At 42.1% G+C, this 13535-nt stretch carries 8 protein-coding genes and 2 pseudogenes; 2 read left to right on the forward strand and 8 right to left on the reverse strand.

What is annotated here, in order from left to right:
* Nucleotides 1–380 precede the first annotated feature (380 nt).
* The 7 genes and pseudogenes from E0E16_RS11320 to E0E16_RS11350 form a co-directional block, all read right to left on the reverse strand.
* Nucleotides 381–2735: a C10 family peptidase gene (locus E0E16_RS11320; protein ID WP_240048090.1), complete on the reverse strand. Its 2355-nt coding sequence runs from the start codon at nucleotides 2733–2735 to the stop codon at nucleotides 381–383.
* Between the two features lie 531 nt (nucleotides 2736–3266).
* Nucleotides 3267–4262 carry a leucine-rich repeat domain-containing protein gene (locus tag E0E16_RS11325; RefSeq protein ID WP_130830377.1) on the reverse strand — a complete coding sequence of 332 codons (996 nt, stop codon included), beginning with the start codon at nucleotides 4260–4262 and terminating at the stop codon, nucleotides 3267–3269.
* A gap of 90 nt (nucleotides 4263–4352) precedes the next feature.
* A pseudogene (locus E0E16_RS11330) lies at nucleotides 4353–4609 on the reverse strand (DUF4876 domain-containing protein); the annotation flags it as partial.
* A 58-nt stretch (nucleotides 4610–4667) separates the two neighbouring features.
* Nucleotides 4668–6053 carry a hypothetical protein gene (locus E0E16_RS11335; RefSeq protein WP_130830378.1) on the reverse strand — a complete coding sequence of 462 codons (1386 nt, stop codon included), beginning with the start codon at nucleotides 6051–6053 and terminating at the stop codon, nucleotides 4668–4670.
* 52 nt (nucleotides 6054–6105) lie between these two features.
* Nucleotides 6106–7563, reverse strand: coding sequence for a hypothetical protein (locus E0E16_RS11340; protein WP_028901953.1), 1458 nt, complete (start codon nucleotides 7561–7563; stop codon nucleotides 6106–6108).
* Nucleotides 7564–7730: 167 nt separating this feature from the next.
* Nucleotides 7731–9176: a hypothetical protein gene (locus E0E16_RS11345; RefSeq protein ID WP_130830652.1), complete on the reverse strand. Its 1446-nt coding sequence runs from the start codon at nucleotides 9174–9176 to the stop codon at nucleotides 7731–7733.
* 64 nt (nucleotides 9177–9240) lie between these two features.
* A complete protein-coding gene (locus E0E16_RS11350; protein WP_130830379.1) occupies nucleotides 9241–11661 on the reverse strand; it encodes a TonB-dependent receptor in 2421 nt (806 codons plus the stop codon).
* 547 nt (nucleotides 11662–12208) lie between these two features.
* Here E0E16_RS11350 and E0E16_RS11355 point away from each other — a divergent pair.
* Nucleotides 12209–12558 (forward strand): annotated as a pseudogene (locus tag E0E16_RS11355) (type II toxin-antitoxin system RelE/ParE family toxin).
* On the forward strand, nucleotides 12558–12851 hold the full coding sequence (locus E0E16_RS11360) for a helix-turn-helix domain-containing protein (RefSeq protein WP_130830653.1): 294 nt from the start codon (nucleotides 12558–12560) through the stop codon (nucleotides 12849–12851). The pseudogene E0E16_RS11355 and the gene E0E16_RS11360 overlap by 1 nt, the downstream one beginning before the upstream one ends.
* Nucleotides 12852–13030: 179 nt before the next feature.
* On the opposite strand, the gene E0E16_RS11365 is transcribed toward E0E16_RS11360, so the two are convergent.
* On the reverse strand, nucleotides 13031–13535 hold a 505-nt coding region (locus E0E16_RS11365), incomplete at its 5' end, for a transposase (RefSeq protein ID WP_130830654.1).

Below are 13535 nucleotides of genomic sequence, written 5' to 3' on the forward strand. Positions count from 1 at the left end.
GATTTATACATTGTTGATTTGCAAGATTTTACCATGCAAAGATACAAAAACTTGTAGATATATGCAAATAATAGAAAGGTTATTTTATTGATAATCAATAGGTTATTTACTTTTCAAGGAACGACTAAATAATAGTTTTTAGTAACGGTTACTATTTGAAACAGTGTCTCAATGAGTTGGAATGAGGATTTCTATGTTTAGCGGACAGTTATAGTTTCTTATACAGACCTTGTCATACATGGCACTTTCGTTTACAGCTAATGTGTTGAACAACAAATGTAAAGTAGGACATGCATGCAACAGCCCATTCAACTCCGAAAAGGTCACGAGAATGTTGCTGTGCCTTGTCGAAAAGATGAATGGGCTGATGAGGATGGTGGTTATCGTTTAACTACTTTCTTGCCACCGATGATGTAGATGCCCTTTGGCAGTGACTCGAACTGTTGTTCGCCTTTGCCTACCATTACACCTTGCAGGTTGTATATGAGCATTGGCTCATGGCTGATGTGCGGAGCAGCGATTGCTGCAGTTGCGTCTTTTGCCATGTAGAACGGTGTCTTGAGAATGCGCTCCCATTTAGGTACGTATTTCATTCCACCCTGGATGAAGTCTTCTTGTTCCTCGACCTTATAACCATCTACGTAAATGGCATATTGCGCCCCAGCGGCAACGTTGTCTATCGAGAACGGTATTTCCTTCGTGCTGTTGGCGGGAATGATGTCTGCCAGCGAGATTTTGTTTTCAAGGTAAGCTGCGTCCGTATTGCCTTTCTTGCAACGCAGTTCAATGTCGAACCCACCGCAATAGTCAGCACTCTCGCTGTTGGTCACAATGAGTTTCCCCCTCATGGCAGGAGCTTGGAAAGCATTTTCTTCACTTTGTTCGATTTTCACCTTAACCGAAGGAAGGTTTTTTGACTTAGGTTCAGTAATGGTAATGTTTCCTCTGGAGCTGATAGTGACGCCCGATTTGCATTCGAAAGAGTAGTCAAACTCTCCAACCTCCTTTGGATAAAGCTCAAACACCACGTCTGTCGTCTGTCCTGCTGGCAGGAAGGTAGTAGTAGAAGCTACATAGTCATACTTGAAGAGCATGTCGAAGGTGTCGTACAACTCGTCGCCCTTGTTCTCTATGGTGAGGGTTACGAACAAAGGACGTCCCGCCTCCTTGCTACCTTTCACGTCCACTTTCTTCACCTCTAAAACAGGCTTGGCAGTGGAGGTCTTCAGTTCCGTGTCGGTAATCTCTATCTCCTGCGCCATTTCTCCAATGCCGCCACAAGCTTTCCATTCGTTTTCTCCTTGAATGCGGTAAACGGGTAGTACGGTGTACTTTCCGTTGGCGAGGGTGTGCGGTATGTTGAAGTTCGCTTCGTTCCTTTGTATCTTGCCGTCGGTCTTGAATGTAGAGCTGAACAGCTTGACGGCGTTTATCAATCTACCTCCCTGCCAAAAGCCTAAGCCGCAATCAGCATCAAAGGCTTCGCCGTAATTGTTCACGCATTTCATGGTGATGTCGAAATCTGTGAAGTCATCGCCACTGTTCGAGCGACTTTGATCTTGCAGGGGCGTCATCTCTTTGATGTCAACAACTTTGGGGAATACATCAGCACCTTCGCTTGGTCTGAATCCGATGATAGCTCCTTGCTCGCGCGTGTAGATACTGGGCAGTTGCGTAAATCCATATTCGCGTGGCGAAAGAACCGACAGGCGATAGTAGCCGTTGAATTGACCTCCCCAGCCCCAGTTGATGTGAAAGTAGTCGCCTTCCTTATAGCCATCGCAGACAAAGGCGTGACCATAGTTGTACACCACATCTTCGGCAAAGTAATATACGGGTCGTTTGGCTTTCAACTCATTGTATATCAGGTTGCACCATTCCTCACTGGTATAACGGTCTCTGAAAACCCGGTGCATGTCCTTTGCGTAACCAAACATTCGGGTAAGGAACAATATCACGTTGTAGGAATCGGCACCTGAATCATCAGCGGTATAATCCATATACACCGCTTGTCCCACATACCTCATCAGCTTAGCCACAGCGTCTTGCTGTTGCTGGGTGGTAGAAATGCGGTACGAAGGCAAAATGTCGTTCCACTCGAAGGTACTCTCCGCAAGCTCGGGAACTTGCAGACGAGCCGACGGAGCCGTGTAGGCAGGTATGGCGGGAGCCTTCTTTGGATACTGGTAGTAGCCCATGATTTGGGCTGCTGCCGTGGCGACACATCCCGTAACACAGTGCTTGTTTTGGTGCATGGGCGTTTGTTGATTGTAGGGACCGTACTGGCTCCATGTAGTTTTCAGCAACGGTTCAATGGGCTGCAGCGTTCTGTTGGCGCGTGTGGTGACAGGATTTGTGGTGGTAGGTATGTTGTTCAGCATGCCAACCTCCTGTCGATATTGTGCCAAGAGCATCTTGAGCGATGCCGGACATTGCTGCTCGTCGTATGTTCCCTCTTCGGCATAACCTAACACGTCAACCGTGCGGTCGTCAGCAGAGGCGATGACGAAGCCCTGTCCCTTGCCTACGTTGAAAATGTAGTAAGCATTGGTACTTGCCACCTCGTTGAGCGAGGGTACGGCTTGTGAAGCTCGTGTAGCGACCTGGGGGTTGGTACTTGCATGACTCTTGATAAAAGCCAATGCAGCTTGTCGGGCTTGTTGTCTGCCCACAGGGGCGGAAAAAGCCAAGGTGGTTGCGCATAGCAACGCTAAAGTTGTAAAAATTTTCCTCATATTTAATTTATTAGTATAAAAATAATTCTGGTAGTGTCCTTAAAAGTGTGTAATTCATCTTTCCTTTCTCTGTACTTCCACTGCTTTTTTCCTGACTTCGTCTTCGTGTCACCCAGAAATATAAATCATCCAATACTTCTTGGCAAGAATGTAAAAAATCAGGTTATTTCTCGTAAAGGGGTCGAGCTTGCTATTTTACTCACCTTTTTGCACGTCACCCTAAGTAACAATGATAAGCATTGATTATCAGGAAATTACAAATATATCTTGAAAAATTGACGAAGTCAGGAGGAATCCTGCCCTAATTTTTTAGGCTCAAAAAGTTTTAACGGACAGCAATAGTCTTTTTTATCTTGTGTTTTTGTGTAACACGAGGTATCGCCTAAGGTAAATTTGATAAAATAAAAAATCCCCACCTCCAGTATGTATAGAATAACTTTTGTTTTATGATGCACGGAATTTATTGTCTCTATGCACGTTTTTCTTAGGTACATCTTTAATACATTCTATAGGTGGGGATAAATGAGTGTGTTATTTAACTAACACTTTTTTTCCATTGATGATATAAACGCCACGTTGCAATGTGTTGACTGTTTGTGCATCAGCATGGTTCATGTATCTCTTGCCAGTGATGTCGTATACACCAACCTTTCCCTGAGACGCCTTAACACCATGGATACCAGTAGCAATGTTGTTGGCTGCATTTTTCCAGCCGTTTGCGCTTCTGTATTTATCCTCGCTTCCTGCTGGCACTTCCAATACAAAATCGTCATCAAAGCCAGTGAAAATGTTTACCCAATCAACAGGATCCATTTTGATGCCTCCATTGATAAAGTCTTCACCTCCATCAAGGGTTTGGGGTGGATTTACAGCAAGGCATACTGCTTTCTTTATTTTGTTGCAGTCACCAAAAGCACCCTCATCGGTACCAAAGAACGTTTTGAGCGTCTTTGGCAAATATACCTCTTCACATTGAACATTGTGAGCAAAAGCTCCCATGCCAATTGTTTCTACTTGTGTTTGTGAAAGATCTACCTTCTTAAGATTGCAGTTGTAGAATGCTTTAGCGTTTATTTCCTTTAGATTTTTCGGGAAAGTAACAGTCTCTAAAGCCTTGCACTCTTCAAAGGCACTCTCGCCAATTAATGTGATGTTATCGGGTAATGTTATGGACCTAAGGACAGAACAATGTTTGAAACATTCTTTCCTTAGTACAGTCAGTGAGTTTGGTAATTTTACTTCCGTAAGGCTTTGACAATCCCAGAAGATGTATTCGCCAAGGCTTGTTACCCCCTCTTCCACCACTACCTTTTTGATTAAGGAACGGTTTAATGTGTGGTTGTCTGTTCCCCACGCATACTCTGAGTTACCATCTGCGTGTTGCATCTCTCCAGTTCCGCTAATGGTAAGTGTGCCATCATTGGTAAACGTCCATTTCAAATTATCACCAATAGTGCCGTTTACGTTGTCTGCTAATGCACCCATGCAAACGAACAGGCTCATTGTTAACATGTAAATTTTTCTCATACTATAAAAACATTAAATTAAACATATTTAGGTAAAACCTATTTCATGATGTTTAGCAAATGAAGGTAGAACTTATATTGTCCATATACACTGACAGAGTGCCAAAGCCATGTTCTCAAGACTTATGTAATGGTCGGTTAGGTTATGGAAATAAACTTGTCATCCGTTTCTTCAGATTTGTTGCCGTAGGGTGTCTCCACGAAATCTCCAGCATAGTAAATGTCCTTTATAATCAGGTCTGCGCTTTCTGTTTCAGCGGTATTTTTCTTTTCTTCTGGCTGTCCGTCACGTGTACAGTTTGCGAAAAGCGCAATTGCTGCCAAGGCGCATAGCATCATATTCTTCATTTGCTTGTCTCATTTATATCAATTATTGTTGTTTCGTTATTCTTGTATATCTCAACTATTATTTCTTCTTGGTACGTGCATTGATGGAGTTGACTTTCCAATATGCAGTCATGTCTAACGGCTTTCCATTGCTGTCGCGTCTGCACAGTGATGGTACACCTTTCGTGTAGTTCAGTGCAGAACTCATCTCGGCTACAAATCCCTTTCCATTGCTACGACGAATCAGCGCACCTTGTAATTGCGAAGGATCGAATGACGGATTAGAAAAGTCATTAATTCCAAATATCCGATTGCAGACACTTGCCGTTCCTCTATCGTACCACCATACTTTTTCTTTCTTTTCTTCTGTTCCTTCCATTACGGGGTGTCCTGTTGCATCATATACTGTTACAGAGCTTGGACCTGTCAGCAAGTCCATTTTCTTCTCTGTCGAAGGACAAATGGTAAGGAAGTCGACAACCCAATTGTAATTCAGCTCAATAGCATTAATGCCTCCCATACCAGTTGTGTTATATATCATGTGGTAGTATGCCGTTGGGTATTTTCTGTTCTTTTCCAGTTCCCTTTTCTTCAGCGGATCTGTCTCGTCATTAATTTGGTCCTGCTCGGTTCCATACAAATCATATAGTCGATACCAATTGTTGCGAGAGCGTGGCGATTCGTCAGGATAAAATCCATTTTCGTCTTTGGTATGAGGTTTGGATGCATCGCCATCAGGGAGCTTCACCAAAGCCATGCGCATACTCTGGCTTGGTCCCTTAAATGGAAGTTCATCCCACAAAACAAGATCACGCATGTTTGGAATATCCTTGTTGTCAAATTTGTCGTTAGGGTCGCACATTCCGTTTTTCGGTGAATGCTGGTTGCACAATTCAAAGGTCTTGTCCTTTGGAAGTTTACTATAGTCGGGCAGAGCCTCCCAGCCATAGTAATCTTTCTTTGCCTCTTCTTCTGTGATCTCATTCTCGGCAAGGAATTTCTTCTTGTGATCACACGCATACTTCACTACAATGACACTGTCGCCCGGCTCTATGATATGTGGTTTTTTTGTTACAGGATTGTTGGGGAAGTACGACATTCCTCCAATGCCATAATACCGTTTGGTAAAATCTCCAGCTCCGTCCTTTTGGAACGAAAATTGGATACTTGGGTCAACGGCATGATATGCGAGTGCCATGTTGGCAAGCGATATCGGTTGATTGGTAGGATTGTATATCACTAGATAGTTGGCATCCTCGTATCTGCTATATTGGCTTTTGAAGCCCATGGAAGACAAATCCCTATAAGTGCAGTAACCAATGTAAAAAACTTCTTTGAAAATGAGGTGATCCACTGTTGAATTAGCATCAGTTCTGTCTGGCATGTCGCCATCTCTCTGGCATGCTGTGAAAAGGGTGGATAATGCGATGAACGCTAATATCAAGGTGTAATTTATTTTTTTCATATCTTTTTTGTTTATTTGTTTTTATATTTTAGTTGTATATAATTTATATGAATTAAAGAAACCAGTTTCCAAATGCGCCAAAGCCATGCGTCTTTACATTTTGGCTTGCATCGTATGCTTGTTTTCCAGTTAATCCAATCTCTCTGCCTAAGTAGAAATAATATGGTTCTGCTGGAGAAACGTTTGTTGGGTCGGAATCGAACCTATTGCAATACACTTTGATAGGTATGTTAAAGCGTATAAGCTCTTTCCATTCTGGAACCTCAAGGGTCGTATTCTTCGATTGCCAGAAAGGATTATAGAATGGCGCGCAGGCTTTTTCACTCTTCATCCCGTCCCAAAATCCAGCATAGTCCAGTTCCTTGTTGGCAATAGTAGCCTTAGGAATGTATGCCTTCTTTCCCTTTTGACATTTCATTACTCTTACGGAAAGATAGAAGTATGGCAATATATATGAAGGACGGCTATATACTACAGACTCACCAGAAAAACCTTTTACCATGAAAGGCCATGTGTCTTTTTTCTCTCCAGACCCATATCGTCCATCTATTTCAGGTCTAAAATTAGATGAAGGCTCGTTAGCTTCATAGTAAAAGTTGATATGTCCTTTTAGCCCTACACAGTCCTTGTCATAGGAAACGCATGAATTAGCATCGGTGGCATCAAGGGGTGGCAGCAACCTAATGTTGTAAAACTCGCGCATACCGTCAGCCATGGCATTCTGATGCCATGTGTCACGGTAGGCATATTCAAACAAATTCTTGGTTGCATTTTGTCTACGCATGATAATATCGTGACCTAAAGTTTCGTCCTTATCTACTCCTTCGAAATAAGGTGATACGACAGGATGCTCGTCAACTTTGCCATCTTTCCCATTTTTGTCAACTTCCCATGTACCTCTACAGTCTTCAATCTTGTATGGATTACCCTTATCGTCCACGTCGCTAATGGTAAAGAATATTTGATACTCATCAGAGTGCTTGTATATCTCATCATTAAGCAGCTTTCCATCTTTATCCAAGAAGTACAGGCATATACCCCAAAGGTTTTTATCTCCACCTATAAGGCGAATGTAAGGTTGCTGGGGAGTAGGTTTTCCTAACTTCTTCTCAAAAACAGTTTGAATACTCTTTTCCCACTCCACCTTTACAGTTGGAAATTTTTGTGAGTTGTTTTCTACTATGACAAATTCTTCTTGTCTCCATGGCGCTGCTGGGTAAACATAATTGCCATGAAATTTCTCATCACCGTGTGAGTGTCCTTCCTTGAACATGACTAAGCAGCGAGCCCAGTTGTTGAATGCGCCATCTTGGTCGGGATTACTCATGGTGTCACCAAAGGGAGCTTTTTTCTTCAAGCTGTCAACCATGGCATCCGCACCGCTGTGTGGTACTTCTTTGTATTCAAGTGGATTTTCGTTGTAATTGATGTTCATGTTACCAAAGATGAAATCATCGCATGATGTACATAGCATCAATATAAGAACGAAGCAAAAACTATATTTTTTCATTTTATTTTTTTATGTAAATTTCTTGATTAGATAGTTTAGTATAATTGGCACTTTGCTACATACTCTCACTCCTCTTAGCCGTGTATGTAATTTTTCCTTAGTTAGGAGAACGTGTCAGCTATGTGTGAGGAATGATGATGAGCAAATGACTTCCATTTAGCTGGATTCTACATGACGAATATACTCTTGCGATTCCTTGACAGCAAATATTGTGGATTGAAGAAATAATTCTTGATTTCATTCGTATCCATGTGAGGATAGAACTTTTTGAAATCTTCCACGAACTTCTCGTCTCCATCTTTCATGTCCGCAATGACGCGGAATGTTAAAGGAATATCAATATCGTGATTACTCCATTCTGATTTTATTTCATTAAAATTATAAAGTCCTCTACCATCTCCATTTCCGAATGTTGGAATTTCGAAACAAGTCTTTGAGTTGGCATCTGGATTATCATTTCCATATTTGGGCCAAATGGCATTCTTTGATTTATCCATTTGTGATACGATGTTGCATAGGCTTATTTGCATAGCAAATTCGGTGTTGGCTTGATTAAATTGCAGCACTCCCTTGAATCCCATTCTGTCTAAATTGTTTGGACCCGTACCTATTCTCCGGCATTGATGCAGCAATTCCACGAAATCACCTTGTCTTTGTCTCAGTGCATTTGTGCCATCGTCAACTACACCGCCGTCACCGCTACCTTCTTGATATTCATATCCCAATTGTTTCTCAAACGGGTCGGTATCTCGGTATTGGTAAGTAAACAACTTGTTAGCAAGTTCTGCCGCATGTTGCATGGTGAGTGTTTGAAAGAATTTATAACCATTTTCAGTCCATGTGGCTTGATTTCTTTTCAGCGTAGGGAATATATTTATCGCCTTGTCTATCAGAGTGCTGTCATACGGCATGATATCTGATTTTTTCCCACTTTCAGGTGCAAGCAGCGCATTGGTAGTGGTGATGTCGCAGCTCTTTAACTTGTCGCCCTCCATTTCAAAAGTAAGCTCTGGATAATAAGTGGATTTTTCATCCAGTGTGTGTGGATAAAAACCCTGCTTACTGTTCTTGGATACGGTTTTACCATCTATGGTGTAACTGTGTTCCAATACTTCGTTGCCAATAGTAAAGAAGTGTTGGTGTTGTACCAGTGTGGAGTTGTCGAGGTCTGGGTCGCCGTTTTTCTTGTAATAGAACTGTATGAACTCAGCATTAATTTGTTGGTGGTTAGCTCCATAATACGTAAGCTCAAGTCCGTAATAAACGTCATCTGATGCAACTACATCAAAATGGTCACGCTGACTGGTAATTTGCATTTGCCCATTGTCGTCCTTACTTATCTCAATTTGTTGCATGAGCGGATAGTCTGTCGGTTTATCCGTGTTCACGCTTATCATGTTGTACGAGTCTTGTTCGTATGTGTTGTCTATACTGTTGTCGGCACCAAAGTTTCCAACCTTTATATTTTCACCCTTGAACCCCATTCTAAGTACGGCACTTACTGCGTATATCTGTGAGTGTCCCTTGCCATTGTACTCGATAGAAGCAGGAGGAGCTTTTACTATTTTCTTCAAGAAATCATCAACATTATCGGTAGAACATGCGGCAAGCATGCAGCAGCATCCTACAGCTAAAATAGTTAATCGCATTATTGTCTTATATTGTAACTTCATTTTTTTAAAATTTAATGATTGTGCGCAAAGAGTAGTTCATGCCACGTTCGTGCGCATAATATCTAAATCGGTCTGTATATTCTTTATATAATGTGTTGAGGATGTTATCGCCTACCAACATTACCTTTATTTCCCTGTTGTTGGACAGCTTGAAGGCAACGTCTGCTGTGGTGCCAAGCAAGAAGTAAGGGTCGGGCGATACTGCCACTAAATCCTTGTTGGGGTCGAAACGTTCCTGTTTCGTGACATAGTTGCCAGTGAGAGAGAACGATGCCTTTATCTTTTTCTCTACACCGAAGACATGTTCATAGTTGGCTGACAGCCCATACTTGTCTGATGGCATGAAAGGCAACCAGTCGTTTCGTGTAATGTTGCGTGCGAATATCCATTCGCCCTTTGCCACGATACTGAGTCCTTTAATGGGATTTACTGTAGCTTCTATATCGCCACCATACAGCCTTACATCGTCCTGATCGTACATAAACTTGGCGTATTTTCCGCTTGGACTGTTATGAAAACGATTAGCGCCATAGCCGATATGGTCGTATATATAACTGTTGATGTGTTGGTAGAACAGGCTTGGTTCTACAGATACCCATGTGTTGCGATACCTTGCGCCTAAGATGGACTTCCAGCCACGCTCACTCTTTAGGTTTCTATTGCCCACTACCCAGTAAGAACCTTCTTGAAGACCGATGGCATAAAGCTCGTTGATGTCTGGTGGACGCCATGACCAGCCTATATTCGCACGCATGTCCCAGTTGTCGTTAAACTGATAGTGAGCAGCAAAGCTCGAGGTGAAGTTGCTGTAAACCTTGAAGTCATCGTAATAGTCGTACTTGTTCAACGTCGTGTAACCGCTCACGCTCATTACTCTAAAGTCGTAACGCAAGCCCAATTCGCATTGCAATTTTTCAAAGAAAGTCGCCTTTTGCAACAGGAAACCACCCATGGTGAGAGCGGCAAAGTTTGGTACAAAGGCAGGATTCTTCGTGCCTGGGAAGTTGTAGTTTATTTGGTATGTATTTGCCAAGCCTGCAAAGGTGGACATTTTGTAAGGCTTCCATGAGGCACGATATGATAAGTCGGCCTTGTATGTTTTCAATATGAGGTCTTGCATCGGGATGACGCTCCACTCCTTTTTCATACGGTTCTCATACTCCTGTCGCAAATTTTGTTGGAACGACAACGTCAAATCCAGCGATTGCTTTGGGTTGATGCGATATTTCATCTCGCCTTTCAGCGTGAAGTGTTGTGATTGCTGGAAGGGTATGCCAATTTCATAACTGAATGGTTGCAATGACGACTCTGTTGGACGACCAATGCGGAATCGTTCTTGTAGTTGCGCCAAGTCGGATATTTGACTGCCAAAATAGATGCCAGAGCGTTGGTAGAACAAACTTGTAAGCACGGTTGCCGTGATGCGCTTGTTTTCGAAACCACCCATGGCAGACATGCTGATGTTGTTGTAGCCCGTGTTGTTCATGATGTATTCGGGCGTATGGTAATCACCACCACGAGTATAGTTGCCGTGCAGGCGCATACCGAAATTCTTCCAACCTACTTCGATGCTTCCCGAACCGCTTATTCCTCGTGCGTTGGTGTCATAGCCGATGTTGGTAACTCCTTTCACGATTGGCTTGTTATGTCCATAGGGCAGGGGCGCATCGTTGAGCAATACCACACCACCCATGGCGCCAAAACCGTAACGAATACATTCAGCACCCTTTACAACCTCTACCATGCTGGCACCTGTATAGTCAATTTCTGGTGCATGGTCGTTACCCCAACTCTGACTCTCTAATTTAACACCGTTGTTCATCAATAGAATACGGCTACTGTGCATACCTTGAATAACAGGTTTAGCCACCGTACTACCGGCACTGATAGAACTCACACCAGGAATAGACTCCAACATTTTTGCCAACGAGGTGGCACCACCTTTTTCGAGTATACTTTGATCCAGGGCCTTGGCTTGCTGCATGATGTTGGTGTGTCTCTTTTTTGATGTCACCGTTACTTCACTTAATTGCTGTACGTCTTCCTTTAACTTGATGTTCAGTGTGCGTGTTTGTGCTGACACATAAGAAATGTAACTCTTGTAACCTACGAATGTGACAGTGATTTTCACCTTCTTGCCGCTGTCGTCTAACTTTATAGCGCAGGTACCCGACTCGTTGGTGACGTATGTCTTGCCGTTGCTATCTTTCACAACGGCTCCTAATATGGGTTCGCCCGTTAAGGCATCTGTAACTTGAAGAGTCACGCTACCTTCCTCGGCTTTATCTATGCTTGTGTTCGTGCAGTTGTATGCCTTTGTGGCAGAGATGCTTAGAAACAGCATCGTCAGCATTAGCAAGCATCCCTTGAAAAGAGAGTCTAGAGCCGATAGAATCTTTTGCGTTCGTTGTTCTTTTTTCAACATTTTGCTATTTTAATAATTATCTTTATCTTAATAATCCTTTTATTGTGCAAAGGTATTTCAATTTCTCGATTCAGAAAAAAAATGTACATACCCAAAAATAAGTATTTTCTTGTTGCTCCTTTTTGCGGACATAACTACTTTTAGTGAAAATAGGTGATGTAGGTGAGCTTGTTGGCTAAGTCGTGTTCCACTTGTTTGGAATGTGGTCTGAGTGTACATTATTTATTTTTATTGTGCGTAAATGCGGGTGTTGTACACATATTTTACTACCTTTCCCTTACTATCACTTTGTTATAAAACGTAGTTGATGACAGCCCAGTGCCAGTCATCGAGCGAAAGAACAGTATGTTTATGAATAAACAAGCGATGAAATCTAACAACCATCAACTCACCAATAAGCGTTACCTTGTGCCCTTTATCCTCATCACCTCCCTGTTTTTTCTCTGTGGATTGCCCGTGTCATCCTGCATGTACTTAACAACCTGAGTTCGGAATAAAAATGTCCTTAAAATTTGCACATATGTAATTTATAAATTACCTTTGCGATATGAAATACAGACAAGTTGTTGCATATAAAACATACTTTGATGATTTTTTAAGGATCAAAATGAGAAAGTTCAGAAGAAAATCATTAAGGTACTTGATATTGTGGAGCAAATAGAGCGTATTCCACAAAACTACCTTAAGTATATTGAGGGTACGAATGGCTTGTTTGAAATACGCATACAGCTGGGCAATAACATCTTTCGCATCTTTTGTATTTTTGATGGAAACCAACTTGTAGTCTTGCTAAGTAGCTTTCAAAAGAAAACACAAAAGACGTCAAAGTACGAAATAAAACGTACTGTAAAAATAATGAACGACTATTATAACGATAAAAAGGAGGTAACGAAATGATGAATAATCTAAAATCACTCGACAATATAAAGGATCAATATTATGGTGCTGTTGGCACGCCTAAGCGTGATGAGTTAGAGCGCGAATTAGAATCTTTGCGTATAGGATTGAAAATAAGGGAAGCTCGTGAGCGCCTGAATATGACGCAAGAGCAATTAGCCAATCGGATTGATAAGAAACGCTCCTTTATATCTAAGGTGGAAAGTAATGGCGAAAATATAACATTAAAAACACTTTTTGATGTGGTAGAACGTGGGTTAGGTGGAAAGCTAAATATTGAAGTTTCTTTCTAATAACGGAGGATTTTTCTAAGCCAAAAGTAATGTGGAAAATCATTGGTTGCAACATTAACTTCTGTTTTGACGAAAAACAACTTATCTGTAATTATTACTGTCCGCTAAACATAGAAATCCTCATTCCAACTCATTGAGACACAATAGTTCGGATGACAGCATGTTAGTGACAAGCCCCCTTATTCATTTTCTGTTACCTCGGGTGGCGATTCAGCCGCTGCTTCAAGCATGAGTTTCATGTCGGCATCCGGCATGTTGAAGAAATTATTCATGTTGAGGTATTCCATAAGTACAATGCGCACCATAGTAGCCAGCCCTGAGAAACTCCACCGCCTCTGCAATGAGCTTTGCAGCAGTGACAGTAATAGATTGGCAATGAGTGTAACCCAAATCTGTATCTTGATGGCGTTGGCACTCTCCCCATAGAAGTATCTAAGCGGGAAGTTCTGTTTTATCTGCTTGAAAAGAGTCTCTATCTGCCACCTCCTGCGGTAGATGGCTACGATAGTCTCCATGGACATGTCAAAGTCGTTGGTAAGCAAGGACACCAACTTTGGCATCTTTCCTTTCTTGATATCCACATAGGTGATGATACGCGCTATATGGTTGATACCGCCCTTCCTGAACGCCACCACCTGCTCACAATATTCCATCAGCCCATCCTCGTTCATATCCATGCAGTCT

Origin of the sequence: Prevotella rectalis (assembly GCF_900607215.1) — a bacterium.
Taxonomy (GTDB): domain Bacteria; phylum Bacteroidota; class Bacteroidia; order Bacteroidales; family Bacteroidaceae; genus Prevotella; species Prevotella brunnea.

Excerpts from the sequence above, each read along its gene's own strand:
- E0E16_RS11320 (WP_240048090.1), bottom strand. The coding sequence starts at position 2,735 with ATGAGGAAAATTTTTACAACTTTAGCGTTGCTATGCGCAACCACCTTG.
- E0E16_RS11325 (WP_130830377.1), bottom strand. The coding sequence starts at position 4,262 with ATGAGAAAAATTTACATGTTAACAATGAGCCTGTTCGTTTGCATGGGT.
- E0E16_RS11335 (WP_130830378.1), bottom strand. The coding sequence starts at position 6,053 with ATGAAAAAAATAAATTACACCTTGATATTAGCGTTCATCGCATTATCC.
- E0E16_RS11340 (WP_028901953.1), bottom strand. The coding sequence starts at position 7,563 with ATGAAAAAATATAGTTTTTGCTTCGTTCTTATATTGATGCTATGTACA.
- E0E16_RS11345 (WP_130830652.1), bottom strand. The coding sequence starts at position 9,176 with ATGCTTGCCGCATGTTCTACCGATAATGTTGATGATTTCTTGAAGAAA.
- E0E16_RS11350 (WP_130830379.1), bottom strand. The coding sequence starts at position 11,661 with ATGTTGAAAAAAGAACAACGAACGCAAAAGATTCTATCGGCTCTAGAC.
- E0E16_RS11360 (WP_130830653.1), top strand. The coding sequence starts at position 12,558 with ATGAATAATCTAAAATCACTCGACAATATAAAGGATCAATATTATGGT.